14 protein-coding genes and 1 pseudogene are annotated in these 15,198 nt (G+C 42.8%); 13 read left to right on the forward strand and 2 right to left on the reverse strand.

The features are described from left to right. The 13 genes from B4F91_RS14820 to lipA all read left to right on the forward strand — a co-directional run. Positions 1-196, forward strand: a 196-nt coding sequence (locus B4F91_RS14820; protein WP_288635942.1) for a hypothetical protein, incomplete at its 5' end; no start/stop codon positions are given. Then, positions 197-688, forward strand: coding sequence for an LPS assembly lipoprotein LptE (gene lptE / locus B4F91_RS14825; protein ID WP_004585922.1), 492 nt, complete (start codon positions 197-199; stop codon positions 686-688). Beyond that, positions 688-1,725, forward strand: a complete 1,038-nt coding sequence (gene holA, locus B4F91_RS14830; protein ID WP_004585921.1) for a DNA polymerase III subunit delta — start codon at positions 688-690, stop codon at positions 1,723-1,725. Before lptE ends, holA begins: the two co-directional genes overlap by 1 nt. Positions 1,726-1,736: 11 nt before the next feature. After that, on the forward strand, positions 1,737-2,372 hold the full coding sequence (nadD, locus tag B4F91_RS14835; RefSeq protein WP_286939053.1) for a nicotinate-nucleotide adenylyltransferase: 636 nt from the start codon (positions 1,737-1,739) through the stop codon (positions 2,370-2,372). A gap of 54 nt (positions 2,373-2,426) precedes the next feature. Next, complete coding sequence (gene rsfS / locus B4F91_RS14840) at positions 2,427-2,744, forward strand: ribosome silencing factor (protein ID WP_024033760.1); 318 nt, start codon at positions 2,427-2,429, stop codon at positions 2,742-2,744. A gap of 36 nt (positions 2,745-2,780) precedes the next feature. Further along, entirely contained in the window at positions 2,781-3,251 is a 471-nt protein-coding gene (rlmH, locus tag B4F91_RS14845; RefSeq protein ID WP_004585918.1) for a 23S rRNA (pseudouridine(1915)-N(3))-methyltransferase RlmH, read from the forward strand. A gap of 9 nt (positions 3,252-3,260) precedes the next feature. Next, on the forward strand, positions 3,261-5,141 hold the full coding sequence (gene mrdA, locus B4F91_RS14850; protein WP_004585917.1) for a penicillin-binding protein 2: 1,881 nt from the start codon (positions 3,261-3,263) through the stop codon (positions 5,139-5,141). Beyond that, positions 5,138-6,244 (forward strand): rod shape-determining protein RodA, encoded by a 1,107-nt coding sequence (rodA, locus tag B4F91_RS14855; protein ID WP_054982218.1) that lies wholly within the window; start codon positions 5,138-5,140, stop codon positions 6,242-6,244. The genes mrdA and rodA overlap by 4 nt, the downstream gene beginning before the upstream one ends. Next, a complete protein-coding gene (locus B4F91_RS14860; protein ID WP_054982217.1) occupies positions 6,244-7,008 on the forward strand; it encodes a septal ring lytic transglycosylase RlpA family protein in 765 nt (254 codons plus the stop codon). The genes rodA and B4F91_RS14860 overlap by 1 nt, the downstream gene beginning before the upstream one ends. A gap of 311 nt (positions 7,009-7,319) precedes the next feature. After that, entirely contained in the window at positions 7,320-8,480 is a 1,161-nt protein-coding gene (locus tag B4F91_RS14865; protein ID WP_004585914.1) for a serine hydrolase, read from the forward strand. Positions 8,481-8,821: 341 nt separating this feature from the next. Further along, positions 8,822-9,100: a DUF493 family protein YbeD gene (ybeD, locus tag B4F91_RS14870; RefSeq protein WP_024033764.1), complete on the forward strand. Its 279-nt coding sequence runs from the start codon at positions 8,822-8,824 to the stop codon at positions 9,098-9,100. A 19-nt stretch (positions 9,101-9,119) separates the two neighbouring features. Continuing rightward, a complete protein-coding gene (gene lipB, locus B4F91_RS14875) occupies positions 9,120-9,773 on the forward strand; it encodes a lipoyl(octanoyl) transferase LipB (RefSeq protein ID WP_004585912.1) in 654 nt (217 codons plus the stop codon). Continuing rightward, positions 9,770-10,735, forward strand: coding sequence for a lipoyl synthase (lipA, locus tag B4F91_RS14880; protein WP_004585911.1), 966 nt, complete (start codon positions 9,770-9,772; stop codon positions 10,733-10,735). Before lipB ends, lipA begins: the two co-directional genes overlap by 4 nt. Positions 10,736-10,771: 36 nt before the next feature. Here lipA and B4F91_RS14885 read toward each other — a convergent pair. Continuing rightward, a pseudogene (locus B4F91_RS14885) lies at positions 10,772-13,928 on the reverse strand (efflux RND transporter permease subunit). A gap of 2 nt (positions 13,929-13,930) precedes the next feature. Continuing rightward, entirely contained in the window at positions 13,931-15,163 is a 1,233-nt protein-coding gene (locus B4F91_RS14890) for an efflux RND transporter periplasmic adaptor subunit (protein WP_138684560.1), read from the reverse strand. Between the last annotated feature and the right edge of the window lie 35 nt (positions 15,164-15,198).

A 15,198-nucleotide genomic window follows, 5' to 3' on the forward strand; every position in this document is an offset into this window, starting at 1 on the left:
TGAAGATGAAAAATTAATCATCGTCCAAGTAAATGGCAAACTACGCGCTAAGCTAACTGTAGCGGCCGATGCAACACAAGAGCAGGTAGAAGCACTTGCGTTTGCTGAGTCTAACGTAACTAAATTTACTGATGGCGCAACCATTCGTAAAATTATTTACGTACCGGGTAAACTACTTAACGTGGTAGCTAACTAAATGGTTAGCTTTAACACCCTTAAAAACACATTAGCCTTAGTGCTAATGTGTTTTGTGTTATCTAGCTGTGGCTTTCATTTAAAGAAAGCCTCGAGCCTGCCTGATAACCTTAAAACGCTTACACTTAAAGGTGATGATGAAAAATCATCGTTATTTTTAAACCTTAAAAAAGAGCTTAAAGCCAGTAACGTAGAACTGACGCCTTCGGCTAAAAATGTTGCCCAGCTTTACTTACGCAAAGAAAGTATTGAGCGCCAAACCTTGTCGTTGTTTCAAAATGGTCAGGTGGCTGAATACGAGCTTGCCTACGGGGTAAGCTATGTTGTTAAACGCCCAGGCGAAAAAGCCATAGAAAAACGCTTTGAGCTTTATCGTAACTACCAAGACGACCCCGATCACGCACTTGCAAAAGCAAAAGAGCTTGAGCTGCTTATTAGCGAAATTCGTAAGCAAGCCAGTAGTCGTATTGTTAGAGAGCTGTCGCAACTATAATGCGCTGTTATGCTAATCAGTTACCGAGTGAATTAAATAAAGGTTTAAAACCCTTTTATTTAGTGTTTGGTGAAGAACCGTTTCAAGAAGCGCAATGTGTGCAGCAAATACGCGACACGGCAAAAGCCCAAGGCTTTGATGAGGTAATTAAATTTACCCTAATGCAAGGGTTTGATTGGCAAGAAATTATAGCTCAATATCAAAGCATGTCTTTGTTTAGTGCGCGCACTATAATTGAGCTTGATTTAAACCAACAAAAACCTGGCACCCCAGGAAGTAATACCTTCAAAAAAATAGTCGAGTTAATTAACCCTGATACCATTTTAATTGTAAAAGGGGCTAAAGCCAGCCAAGACGTACAACGTGGCGCTTGGTTTAAAGCGCTCGATAAACACGGTGTATTTGTACCGTGCTACCCGCTTGCAGGGAATCATTTAAAACGCTGGTTAGATGAACAAGTAGCGCGCCTTTCTCTAAATATGCAAAACGAAGCAAAATTGAGCTTAATTAACGCTACCGAAGGCAATTTGTTAGCGTGTTTCCAGGAGCTCGAAAAGCTCTCGCTACTGCATGGTAATGCCTTAATAACCCAGCAACTTGTGATGCAAGGGCTATTAAATCAAGCCAAGTTTGATATTTTTGACTTAAGTGATGCCCTATTAAATGGCCACGCCAAGCAAGCAATTAAAGTACTTAATAAACTGGCCAGCGATAACACCGAAGTGGTGAGTATTTTATGGGCTATAAATAAAGAGCTCACCAGTTTGCTCACTATTCAGCAAGGGCTTTTAAATGGCGAGCCTATCGCACAGTTATTTAAAAAAAATGGTATTTGGAAAAACCAGCAAGGCCCAGTGCAAAATGCGATTAACCGCTTAAATATTAATACCCTTGAGCAAATAAGCAGTGAGCTTGCACTGTTTGATTCAAGCTACAAACAAGGTAACTTAATTGCGCCTTACCAAGCGCTTGCCCATATTTGTATTAAGTTTTGCCAGCCGCTTGATATTCCAATGCCTTGCCACGCACTTAACTAAAGATTTTTAACATGATTGCAATTTTTGGCGGCACCTTCGACCCCGTGCATTTAGGCCATCTAAATATGGCCTCACAGTGTGTAAATACATTTAACTTATCCACGTTGTACTTTATGCCCTGTGCACTTCCCGCGCACAAAGCTGCGCCAGGTATAAGTACAGCGCACCGTATTAATATGCTCAATGCCGCTATTGCCCCTTACCCTCATTTTGCACTTGATTTAAGAGAGCTAAATCGTACTGGGCCCTCGTACTCATTGTTAAGTTTACAAGAGCTAAGAGCTGAGCACCCAGATACGCCAATTCTTTTTTTAATGGGCATGGACTCGTTTAATAACCTCGACAAATGGTATGAATGGCAAGCAATTACACAGCTATGCCATATAGTGGTTTATCATCGCCCGGGGCAAACATGTAACCCAAATAAGGCGCTTAAAAGCTATGTCAGTAATGCCCACACTGAAGCGCCACAGCAACTTGCCACACACAACTTTGGTAAGCTTTATTTTTTACCTGGTGAGACCCTTGATGCTGCCTCAAGCACTATTCGAGAGCAATTAAAAAAAACCAATAAAAATAATGAACTATTACCCGAACCTGTCAGTCACTACATTAAGCAACACCAGCTTTATCAAAGTGATGATTAAAACCCCCTAGCATGTTAAAATGCACGCTATTAAATTTAAAATTGAGACAATACCTTGGATTCGAAACAACTACTTGCCTTTGCACTAGACAAAATTGACGATATGAAAGCACGCGACGTGGTACAACTAGACGTACGTGACAGCTCAGACATTACCGATTACATGGTTGTGTGCTCGGGTACTTCTAAGCGTCATGTGCAATCAATTGCCGATAACGTAGCAAAAGAAGCTCGCCACGCTGGCGAAGAACCTTTAGGTTACGAAGGTCAAGACGAAGGCGAATGGGTACTGGTAGATTTAGGTGATGTAGTTGTACACGTGATGCAAGATCACGCACGTAGCTATTACGATCTAGAAAAACTGTGGGGCTAAGCGCCACTATTTTTTAATTGAGCTTGGAAGTATTACGTGAAAATACAAATGATTGCCGTTGGCACAAAAATGCCAGCGTGGGTAGAAACCGGATTTGCAGAGTACCAACGCCGTTTTCCTAAAGATATGGCGCTTGAGTTAATAGAAATTCCGGCCGGTAAACGCGGTAAAAATGCCGATATTAAACGCATTTTACACACCGAAGGTGAAAAAACCTTAGCCGCTATTCCAAAAGGCAATCGCATTGTAACCCTAGAGGTAACAGGTAAACCACTTGATACTCACCAACTTGCTAAAAATATGGAAAAGTGGCAGCTCGATGGCCGCGACGTTAGTTTGCTTATTGGCGGCCCTGAAGGGTTAGCCCCTGAGTGCATTGCCGCCTCTGAGCAAAAGTGGTCGTTATCTAACTTAACGTTACCGCACCCTTTAGTGCGTATTATTGTTGCCGAAAGCCTATACCGAGGCTGGAGCTTAAATAACAACCATCCTTATCATCGCGAGTAACGCCTTGTTATGATTAAGCAAAGACCCACAATACGCGACCATTCCGCTGAGGCAAACTTATTTGCACGGCGCGCATTTGTGGGTTTTATTTTTGTTTTAGGCTTAGTGGCAATTTTGCTTTCTAATCTTTATACCATTCAGGTAGAAGAACACACCGACTATCAAACCCGCTCTAACGATAACCGTATTAAAGTCATTCCTATTGCGCCAAACCGTGGCCTCATTTACGACCGCAACGGTGTACTGCTTGCTGAAAACAAACCCGTTTATAACCTCGAGGTTATTCCTGAAGAGGTCGACGATTTAGCTAAATCGCTTGAGCAAGTTAGCAAAATAATTACGATTACCGAGCAGCAAAAAAAAGACTTTATTGATGACATAAAGCATACGCGTCGTTTTAAGTCGCAAGTACTAAAAGCCCGCTTAGATGAAACCGAAGTGGCCCAATTTGCGGTTAATCAACATAAATTTCCGGGCTTTAGCATTGAGGCGCGCCTTGCACGCTTTTACCCGTATGGCGATACGCTAACCCATGCACTAGGCTACGTTGCCAAACTAAACCGCAAAGAACTTAATAAGTTAGAACAAGAAGACCAAGCCACAAATTACCGCGCTACGCACGATATTGGTAAACTTGGCATAGAAAAATATTACGAGCAGCTTTTGCATGGCCAAGTCGGCTCTCAACGCGTTGAAGTAAATAACCGCGGCCGTGTTATTCGCACATTAAGTATGACTCCCCCACAGCCAGGCAGTGATTTAGTACTTACCTTAGATATAGGTTTACAACAAATAGCCCAACATGCGCTTAAAGATATGCGCGGCGCGGTTGTAGTAATGGATGCCAAAGATGGCGGCGTATTAGCACTTTATTCAAACCCAAGTTACGACCCTAATTTATTTGTCCATGGTATTAGCAGTAAAGATTATAAAGCACTGCTAAACCCCGACCGCCCTCTAATTAACCGTGCCACTCAAGGGCGCTATGCGCCAGCTTCCACAGTAAAACCGCATATGGCTATACTGGCACTTGAAGAAAACATTGTCAGTGAAAGCACCTCGGTGTGGGATCCTGGTTTTTTTCAAATACCGAATGTTGAACATAAATGGCGCGATTGGAAACGTTGGGGGCACGGTCACGTAGATGTTTACAAAGCGATTGAAGAGTCGTGCGATACTTACTTTTACGATGCGGCATACCGCTTAGGCATAACAAAAATTAGTAATTTTATGGCCCGCTTTGGCTTTGGTGACTTATCGGGAATAGACATACACGAAGAAACCACAGCCATACTGCCCTCAAAAGAGTGGAAAGAAGGCCGCTTTAAAGAATCGTGGTGGCGTGGCGATACTATTTCAGTGGGGATTGGCCAAGGGTATTGGACTGCCACCCCTATTCAAATTGCTAACGCGACTAACATATTGGTTAATAAAGGCATAAACCACCCGCCGCATTTAGCACAAGTGGCTAAAAAAGAAGACCAAGTGACGCAAATTAATAACGAAGAAAAACCGCCGGTGGTACTTAATAACCCTGATAACTGGCGTATCGCGCTCGATGCCATGCACAATACCGTAAAAAAAGTAACAGGAACGGCCCACCGTGCTTTTAAAGGCGCTAATTATGACCCTGCGGGTAAAACAGGCACTGCGCAAGTAGTGAGTATTGCCCAAGGTGAGCGTTACGATGCAAAATCACTAAAGGAGCGCCAACGCGATAACGCGATTTATATTGGTTTTGCTCCGTATGACGACCCTAAAATTGTAGTTTCAATTGTGGTAGAAAACACCGGTGGCGGCAGCTCTGTGGGTGCACCTATTGCACGTGAGCTAATGGATTACTATTTTGCAGCAAACCCAATAGAAGTTGCTAGGAATACAGCGCAATGACCGTATTAAACACCCAGCGCTCGATATGGATGCGCATGCATTTAGACTTACCTTTACTAATTGCCTTATTACTTATGATGGCAGGCAGTATCACCATAGTATATAGCGCAAGCGGCCAAGACTCGGCCATGATGATCCGCCATATCACCCGTATGGGCGGCGCTATTATAGGCATGATAGTGCTTGCACAGTTCTCCCCCGCCACTCTTAAACGCTTAGTGATCCCCCTTTACTGTGTTGGGTTACTCATGTTGGTGGGCGTATTGCTCTTTGGCGTGAGCTCAAAAGGCGCTCAGCGCTGGTTAAATTTAGGCATTACTCGCTTTCAGCCCTCAGAACTTATGAAGCTGGCAGTCCCTATGATGGTGGCTTGGTATATTGGCCGAAACCAACTTCCGCCACGTCCATTACACCTAATTATTGGCTTTGTCATCGTGATGCTGCCTACCTTATTAATTAAAGAACAGCCCGACTTAGGCACCTCAATTTTGATTGCCAGCTCAGGAATATTTGTGTTGTTTTTATCGGGTTTAAGCTGGCGTTTAATTGGCTTTTTAAGCTCGATTGTCGCACTGGCAGCATGGCCATTTTGGCACTACGGTATGCACGACTACCAAAAGCAGCGCGTATTAACGTTTTTAGACCCAGAGAGCGATCCGCTTGGCTCGGGCTATCATATTATTCAATCCAAAATAGCCATCGGGTCTGGTGGTATAGAAGGTAAAGGCTGGTTGCAAGGCACGCAATCACAACTCGAATTTTTACCAGAGCGCCATACCGACTTTATATTTTCGGTATTAAGTGAAGAGTTTGGCTTATTTGGTGTATGTGTTTTATTAAGCCTGTACTTATTTATTATCGGCCGTGGTTTATACATTGCGGTAAACGCGCAAGATGCGTTTGGTAAATTATTGGCCGGCGCCCTTACCCTCACCTTTTTTGTTTATATTTTTGTAAATATAGGCATGGTATCGGGCTTGTTGCCTGTTGTAGGTGTACCTTTACCCCTTATTAGTTATGGCGGCACCTCTATGGTGACGTTAATGGCCGGATTTGGCATTATTATGTCAATTGCGACAGATAAAAGGATGCTTTTAAAATAATGAATAAGCCTACCCAGCTGTTATTTATTTCAGCCTTAATATTTATGTTAAGCGCATGTAGTAGCGGCTCTAATAGTCGTTATCATATGGAGCACGATGCCGCACCTTTACGCGCGCCAACCGCACTTGAAATGCAAGATGCCGTTGTGGTGGATGTTAAAAAAAGTGCCAGTGCTAGTCGCCCCTACGAGGTATTAGGCAAACGTTATACGCCAATGCTTGATGAAAAAGGGTATACAGAAGAAGGGATCGCTTCGTGGTACGGCCGTAAGTTTCATGGCTACCATACCTCAAACGGTGAAATTTACGATATGTTTGCCATGAGCGCTGCGCATAAAACCTTACCCCTGCCAAGCTTTGTACGCGTTACTAATACTGCCAACAATAAATCGGTAATTGTGCGTGTAAACGACCGTGGGCCGTTTCATGATGACAGAATAATAGATCTTTCGTATGCTGCTGCTTATAAATTAGGCTATTACACTCACGGTACAGCCAAGGTTAAGCTAGAGGCGATTACGCTCGACAGCATTCCTGCACGTAAAACATATATACAGGTAGCTGCGGGTAGTACGCTTAGCAATATTGAAGCATTAGCTTCTACATTACGCCTGCAGTATCAAGTACCTACTAATATAGTAAAAGCAGACAACATATATCGTTTGCATTTGGGCCCGATTAAAGATGCCCAGCATGCACAAGACGTATTAAAAAAATTAAAACAAAACCAATTTCAAAACGCGTTCTTGCTTTACACTCAGTAAGACAAATACCTAAACCACGCCAAAATGTAGGATTCAGCGTTGTATTGGGGCTTAAAATCTAGGTGTTATTTTTTAAATGGCAATCCCTTTTAAAAAATAACAACACAGAAAATCAGCCTTAGTGAAACGCCCTGAAGCGTGGTTTAAAAACGATTTATACTGCGTTATTGATTTGAACAATAGAGTGACTATTATTGACAATCAATGCCTTGTCTAAGCTGTTTTTAATTCCAACGACGCTCGCATCTCGGGGTAGTTTGGGTATAAGATGGACTAACGCGAATTTTTAACTTTAACCATTAATGAGTATGATGAAATCAATTAAACATAAAATCCTCAAAGGTGTATGCGGCTTAGTTTGCACAGCCGCCGTATTTTCAGCCAGCGCCCAAATTATTCCGGCTCCACCTCAAATTAATGCAAAAGGTTATTTTTTAGTAGACTTTACAACAGGTAAAGTTATTGCTGAAGGTGAAGCTGATACAAAGCTAGCCCCTGCAAGCTTAACTAAAATGATGACCAGTTATGTAATTGGTACAGAAATTAACGCCGGTAACATTGCACCAACCGATATGGTTACAGTGAGCGAAAAAGCCTGGGCTAAAAACTTCCCTGAATCGTCAAAAATGTTTATTGAAGTAGGCAAGCAAATCAGTGTTGATGAGCTTAACCACGGTATTATTATTCAATCAGGTAATGATGCATGTGTAGCCATGGCTGAGCACATTGCAGGTAGCGAAAGCGCATTTGCTGATTTAATGAATGCCCATGCCGCTAAATTAGGCATGAGCAACAGCCACTTTATTAATAGCCACGGTTTAGATACAGACGAGCATTACACTACCCCACGTGATATGGCGACCCTAGGCGCTGCACTTATTCGTGATGTACCTGATGAGTACGCACTTTATAAGCAAAAATCGTTTACTTACAACGGTATTAAACAATATAACCGTAACTCTTTGTTATGGGATGAAAGCCTAGATGTTGATGGCATTAAAACGGGTCACACATCAGAAGCAGGTTACAGCTTAGTAACGTCTGCGACTAAAAACGACATGCGTTTAATTGCGGTTGTTATGGGCACATCAAGCGAGCGCGCACGTAAAGTAGAAAGCAAAAAACTACTTAACTACGGATTTCGCTTTTTTGAAACAATTACACCTTACAAAGCAGGCGACAGCTTTGCAGAACAACGTATTTGGATGGGTAATAAAGAAAATGTATCGTTAGGTATTTTAGAAGATACCCCAATTACCATTCCACGTGGTCAACATAAAAACCTTAAAGCTAACTTTGAGCTAGACAACACACTTGAAGCACCATTAGCGAAAGGCACTAAAGTAGGTACGTTATTCTTACAACTAGAGGGCGAAGACATTGCACAATACCCACTAGTAACACTTGAAGAAGTGGAAGAAGGCAGCTTCTTTAGCAAAATTTACGACTACTTACGTTTACAAATTATGTAAACGTAAAAATAACCCGACAGTCGTTGGGTTGTTAAACGAAGCGCCTCTGTTATGAGGCGTTTTTTTTTGCTTGAAAAATGCTAGAATGCGCCCCATATAAGCAGGATCACCCTAAACCTGCCAGTCACGCTTAGCGTTATACCAATTCGGTTAATTAAGTAATCTATTTTGAGGCTGGAAAAACGTGTTGATAACTTGGCTAATAAATCGCTATTTAGTTGTTCTAAATGAGCATTTTTAACGCAGGTAGCAACACGTTTAGCCCCGCAAAATGATTAAGTCTTATTGCGGATTGATATTATCTCACGTAGCCAACATTTTTTGTTTGAGGAGTCACCGTCGTGGTTCAACCTGTTAAAAATACTAAATTTGATGAGTACCTTGAGTACCCATGTCCGTTCACATTTAAAGTTATGGGTTTAGCAAACGTTAACCTTACGGAACAAATTTTAGCTAAATTACAACCTATTGCACCTGGTGACTACGCACCAAAAGTAAAGCCAAGCAGTAAAGGCAATTATGAGTCGGTAACGTTTGTTGCCACAGTGACAAGCGGTAAACACATAGAAGAAATTTACAACGTGATCAGCAACATTGATGACGTACGCCATATGCTTTAAGCCATAGTTGAGACTTGTTGTGAACGAAAACACTTTAATCGTACGCCAGCTAGGCCGTCAGCGTTACATGCCAATTTGGCAAAAAATGCAAGCCTATACCGACACCCGTGACGACAGCTCGCCAGATGAAATTTGGCTTGTAGAGCACGAGAGTGTATTTACACAAGGCCAAGCTGGTAAAGATGAGCATTTACTCGCCCCTGGTGACATAGAAGTCATTAAGGTAGACCGTGGCGGGCAAGTTACTTACCATGGCCCCGGCCAACAAATGATGTATGTATTATTTAACTTGCGCCGCTTAAAAATCGGTGTGCGCGAGCTTGTTACTTGGCTTGAAGAGTGCATTATTGATACCCTTAATGAGTATGATATTAAAGCCTACGCAAAAGCCGATGCACCCGGTGTGTACGTAAACGACAGTAAAATTGCATCATTAGGATTACGTGTTCGTCGTGGTTGCTCGTTTCATGGATTAGCATTAAATGTTAACATGGACTTAAGCCCGTTTTTACGCATCAACCCGTGTGGTTATGCTGGCATGAACATGGTGCAAACGAAAGAATTAAACGGCCCTCAAAACTTAGCACAAGCAGGTGAAGGGCTGGTAAAACACATGATAAAGAAGCTTAATGCAACACAGGTTAAGCATACTGAAGGGTTTGAAAACGAATGAATAAACCAGTCAAAATGGAACCAGGTGTAAAACTACGCGACGCAGAAAAAATGGCGTTGATCCCCGTTAAAGTTTTACCTACAGAAAAAACTGAAATGTTGCGCAAGCCAGAGTGGCTTAAAATTCGCTTACCAAAATCTACCGAGCGTATCGACGGTATAAAACAAGCTATGCGCAAGCACGGCTTACACTCAGTATGTGAAGAGGCCTCGTGCCCTAACCTTTCTGAGTGTTTTAACCACGGTACTGCTACCTTTATGATTTTAGGTGCTATTTGTACTCGTCGTTGCCCATTTTGTGATGTTGCCCATGGTCGCCCACTAAAACCTGATGCAGCAGAGCCTGAAAAGCTTGCACTGACAATTAAAGACATGAAGCTTAGCTACGTGGTTATTACCTCGGTTGACCGTGATGATTTACGTGATGGCGGCGCACAGCATTTTGCCGATTGTATTCGCGAAATCCGTAAGCACAACCCAACCATTACCATTGAGATTTTAGTGCCAGATTTTCGTGGTCGTATGGACCGTGCTCTGGAGATTTTAATTGAAACGCCACCTGATGTGTTTAATCACAACCTAGAAACTGCCCCGCGTTTGTACAAGCTTGCGCGCCCGGGTGCCGATTATAAGTGGTCGTTAGAATTACTTCGTCGCTTTAAAGAAGCGCACCCAGAGGTAAAAACTAAGTCTGGCTTAATGGTTGGCCTAGGTGAAGAAATTAGTGAAATAGAAGAAGTATTACGTGACCTGCGTGCGCATAACGTTGACATGCTTACCGTTGGCCAATACTTACAGCCTTCTAAGCATCACTTGCCAGTTAAACGTTACGTGCCACCAGCGGAATTTGACGCACTGAAAGAATACGCTGATGAAATTGGCTTTACGCATGCTGCCTCTGGCCCATTTGTTCGTTCAAGCTATCACGCTGACCAACAAGCTGCAGGTAAAGAAGTAAAATAATTACTTTTTAAAACGCATTAAAAAAGCCCTTAGCAATTAAGTTGCTAAGGGCTTTTTTGTCGGTTTAATTTTTACCACTGCGTTTAAGTATATAATAAAACACAGGTGTAAGTATTAAGCCAAATACCGTTACGCCTATCATGCCAGAAAATACCGCAACGCCCATAGCTTGGCGCATTTCAGAGCCTGCTCCCGATGAGAACACCATAGGTACAACCCCCATAATAAATGCTATTGAGGTCATTAATATTGGCCGTAATCGCAACCGGCTCGCCTCTTTAATGGCATTAAATGCATCCATACCTGTATCTTGCAGCTCTTTTGCAAACTCAACAATTAAAATAGCGTTTTTAGTGGCAAGTCCAAACAACACGATTAGGCCAATTTGGGTGAAAATATTATTATCACCACCATAAATAGCCACACCAATCAGCGCACTTAGCAATGTCATAGGCACAATTAAAATAATAGCGACCGGCAAACGTAAGCTTTCGTACTGCGCTGCTAAAACCAAAAATACAAGCAATACAATAAGTGGAAATACATACATTGAAGTATCGCCCGCTAAAATTTGCTGATAGGTTATGTCAGTCCACTCATACGCAATACCCATTGGCAGTGTTTCATCGAGTATTTTTTCTATTGCGGCTTTAGCTTGGTCAGAGCTATACCCTGGTGCGGGTACGCCGTTAACCTCTGCCGTTACATAGCCGTTATAATGCATTACTCTATCTGGCCCTAAACTATGCTCAATACTAAGCACTGCGCCAAGGGGGATCATATCGCCATTTTTATTGCGCACTTTTAATTGCTTAATTTGCTCTACATCTTCTCTGTAGGGTGCATCTGCCTGCACATTTACCTGATACGTGCGACCAAATAAATTAAAGTCGTTCACATAAACTGTGCCCAAATAGCCTTGCATCGCTTCAAACAAGGTGTTTATTTCAAGCCCTAAGCTTAGTGCCTTTTTACGGTCTACCTTTACATCTAGCTGCGGTACGTCGGTTGTAAAGCTGGTAAACGCATTAGCAAGGGCGGGGTCGGCTTTAGCCTTAGCAATGACTTCATTTGTTACTTGCTGCAAGGTGTCAAACCCTAATGAGCCTCTATCTTCAAGCTGCAGCCTAAAGCCACCAATAGTGCCCATTCCCCTTACTGGAGGAGGCGGAAATATAGCAACATTAGCGCCTTTTATTTGACTAAGTTGTTTATTTAAATCTTCCGCTATTTCAGCTGCCGACATGCGCGGGCCCTGCCGCTTTGAAAACGGCTCTAAGGGTGTAAACATCATCCCCGAACTTGGGTTTATAGATAAACCATTAATGCTTAAACCTGCAAAGGCGACGGCGTCACTAACGCCTGGGTGCGCCCTGATTATCTCTGACATTTGGCGAACCACCGCTTCAGAGCGATCTAGCGATGCTGCATTAGGTAATTGCGCAAAAGCGACGAGATACATTTTATCCTGCGGCGGAACATACCCTGTTGGCGTATTTTCAAACTGCTGCCACGTTAAGGCCAGTAAACCAACGTATAGCACACCAATTATGCCGCCCTTATGCACTATTCGGCCAACGGCTCCTGTGTATTTACCCGAGGCTTTATCGAACATTTTGTTAAAAGGCGCGAATAACCAACGGCCAAATAATTTATTAATGGCACGACTTAACCAATCGTTGTCTTGCCCATGAGGTTTGAGTAATAATGCAGCCAGCGCGGGGCTCAGCGTAAGCGAGTTAATGGCAGAAAGCACTGTTGAAATAGTAATTGTAAGAGCAAATTGACGATAAAATTGCCCTGTTAAACCGCTCATAAACGCAGTAGGAATAAACACCGCAGCAAGCACTAAAGTAGTGGCAATAATAGGCCCTGTTACTTCTTTCATCGCTTGAGTGGTTGCATCAATGGGACTTAATCCCTCACTGATGTTTCTTTCAACGTTTTCGACCACAACAATGGCATCATCAACAACAATACCGATTGCTAACACCAAGCCAAATAACGACAACGCATTAAGTGAAAATCCCATTAAGTGCATAAAAGCAAAAGTGCCCACTAATGAAATTGGCACTGCCACTAGCGGAATAATAGATGCTCGCCATGTTTGTAAAAACAGCACGATGACCAACACAACTAATAAAACCGCTTCAAATAATGTATCGACTACGGCTTCAATAGAGCCCCTTACAAATACGGTAGGGTCATACACTATTTCATAGCTCATACCCTCTGGAAATAGCGCCGATAGTTCAGCCATTTTAGCGCGCACATCGTCAGAAATTTGTAATGCATTAGAGCCTGGCGCTTGAAAAACAGGCACAGCGGCAATTGATTCATTATTAAGAAGTGGCCTAAGGGTATAACTATCTGCACCTAGCTCTACTCTAGCAACATCTTTTAGCAGTGTAATTTCGCCGTTATCGCCCGTTTTTACGATTATTTCTTCAAATTCATCTTGCTCTATTAAGCGCCCTTCTACATTGATAAGCCATTGAAATTCACTGGTGCCTATGGGTTGTGCGCCTAGGCTTCCTGCCGCAGCTTGCTGATTTTGCGAGCGAATAGCATTGACTACATCACTTGGATTTAAATTGAGCGCCGCTAATTTGTTAGGCTCTAGCCACACACGCATACTGTAATCGCCTGCGCCAAATACACGTACTTGGCCCACGCCATTAATGCGCTTTAGCTCATCTTTTATAAATTGATCGCTATAATTAGACAGGTACAAACTGTCGTATCGCCCTGTAGGCGAAGTTATGTGTACCGCGAGGGTAAGGTTGGGTGATGACTTTTCGGTGACTACACCTAGCCTTTGTACTTCCTCTGGTAGGCGAGGTATTGCTCTATTAACCCTATTTTGTACCAAGGTAGTTGCTTCGTCGGGATCGCTCCCTATCGCAAAGGTGACTGTTAATGTCATGGTGCCGGCAGAGTTTGCAAGCGATGACTGGTACAGCATGTTTTCTACGCCGTTTATCTCTTGTTCAAGCACTGTCGCCACGGTTTCGGCTATTACCTTAGGATTTGCACCTGGGTAGTTAGCTGTAACAACAACCGTGGGGGGTACTACATCTGGGTATTCTGTAATAGGTAACTGCCATATAGCTATGGCACCCCCTATAAAAATAAGAATAGATAAAACCGCTGCAAAAATAGGTCGATGAATAAAAAACTGAGAAAAATTCATTATTACATGCCTATTTCAAGTGTTGGCTCGGCATTGGCTAAGCGGTTTTGGTTATCAACCTTTTGCTGCCAAGCTTGTAACTCGTTTAAAGTACTTTGCTTTGCCATATTAATTAATTCTGGCGTAATGAGTACGCCAGAGCGCACGCGCTGCAAGCCATTAACTACTATGCGTTCGCCGCTTTTTAAACCTTGTTTAATAACTCGTAGCTCACCCACTTTGTCGCCTAAAGTAATGGCGCGGTATTGCACTTTATTTTGCTCATCAACCGTTAAAACGTATTTATTATTCAAATCGGTACCAATGGCTTTCTCTGCAATTAAAATACCTTGCTCAGTATTGCCCCCTGCTAATTTTAAATGGGCGAATAACCCAGGTAAAAGCGCGCCGTCTTGATTATTAAATACAGCCCGCACGCGTAATGTACCGGTTTGGGTATTTACTTGGTTATCAACAAAATCAAGCTTGCCCCAGTGTTGGTAATCTTGCTCATTCGCTAAACGCATCGCCACAGGTAACGCGGTAGATTGATTGTTATCAAGGTGCGCTTGTTGATAGTTAAGCCATGTTGCTTCATCAATATCAAAATAGGCATATACTTGCTCTGTAGAGACAATAGAGGTCATTACAGTTTGCCCTGCACTGACATAGTTGCCCTCGGTAATTAACGCACGAGACACTCGCCCAGAAATAGGCGCTTCTACGCGTGTAAAGGTTTTGTTTAGCTGTGCAAGCTCAAGGGATGCATTACTTTGTGCTACGTAGGCATTTGCTTGGTCAACCTCTGCGCCTCGGGTCTCTAATAACTCTTTAGATATTGATTTACTTTTAAATAGCTCTTTAGCTCGATTAAAATCTTGCTTTGCTAGTTTTAAGCGGCTTTTTGCTTCATCAAGTTGCGCTGTTAGGCGGTTTACTTGTGCATTAAATTCGCGGCTATCAATTAAAAATAAGGTGTCGCCTTTATTTACCAGCTCACCCTCTTCAAATACTGCCGCTTCAATATAACCAGATACGCGAGGACGCAAAGACACTATTTGCGGCGACTCTAGCCGCCCTGTAAAGCTGTCCCACTCGGTTATTCGCTGACTTATTACTTCGGCCACTTCTACGGCCACCCCTTGCGTAGAATCATCATTACTTTGAATAGAACTTGGCTTATCGCTGCATGCACCCAGTATTATCGCTAATAGCGCAATAATAAACGTGTATGTAAATTTATATATAGCTGACATGGTTAACTCTCTTGCTGTACGAGTTGTGTTAAAAT

Source organism: Pseudoalteromonas sp. UBA6610, assembly GCF_002433295.1.
Taxonomy (GTDB): domain Bacteria; phylum Pseudomonadota; class Gammaproteobacteria; order Enterobacterales; family Alteromonadaceae; genus Pseudoalteromonas; species Pseudoalteromonas atlantica.

What these genes read in the sequence shown, in the direction of transcription:
- lptE (WP_004585922.1), top strand. Translation starts at nt 197, where the DNA reads ATGGTTAGCTTTAACACCCTTAAAAACACATTAGCCTTAGTGCTAATG.
- holA (WP_004585921.1), top strand. Translation starts at nt 688, where the DNA reads ATGCGCTGTTATGCTAATCAGTTACCGAGTGAATTAAATAAAGGTTTA.
- nadD (WP_286939053.1), top strand. Translation starts at nt 1,737, where the DNA reads ATGATTGCAATTTTTGGCGGCACCTTCGACCCCGTGCATTTAGGCCAT.
- mrdA (WP_004585917.1), top strand. Translation starts at nt 3,261, where the DNA reads ATGATTAAGCAAAGACCCACAATACGCGACCATTCCGCTGAGGCAAAC.
- rodA (WP_054982218.1), top strand. Translation starts at nt 5,138, where the DNA reads ATGACCGTATTAAACACCCAGCGCTCGATATGGATGCGCATGCATTTA.
- B4F91_RS14860 (WP_054982217.1), top strand. Translation starts at nt 6,244, where the DNA reads ATGAATAAGCCTACCCAGCTGTTATTTATTTCAGCCTTAATATTTATG.
- B4F91_RS14865 (WP_004585914.1), top strand. Translation starts at nt 7,320, where the DNA reads ATGAAATCAATTAAACATAAAATCCTCAAAGGTGTATGCGGCTTAGTT.
- lipA (WP_004585911.1), top strand. Translation starts at nt 9,770, where the DNA reads ATGAATAAACCAGTCAAAATGGAACCAGGTGTAAAACTACGCGACGCA.
- B4F91_RS14890 (WP_138684560.1), bottom strand. Translation starts at nt 15,163, where the DNA reads ATGTCAGCTATATATAAATTTACATACACGTTTATTATTGCGCTATTA.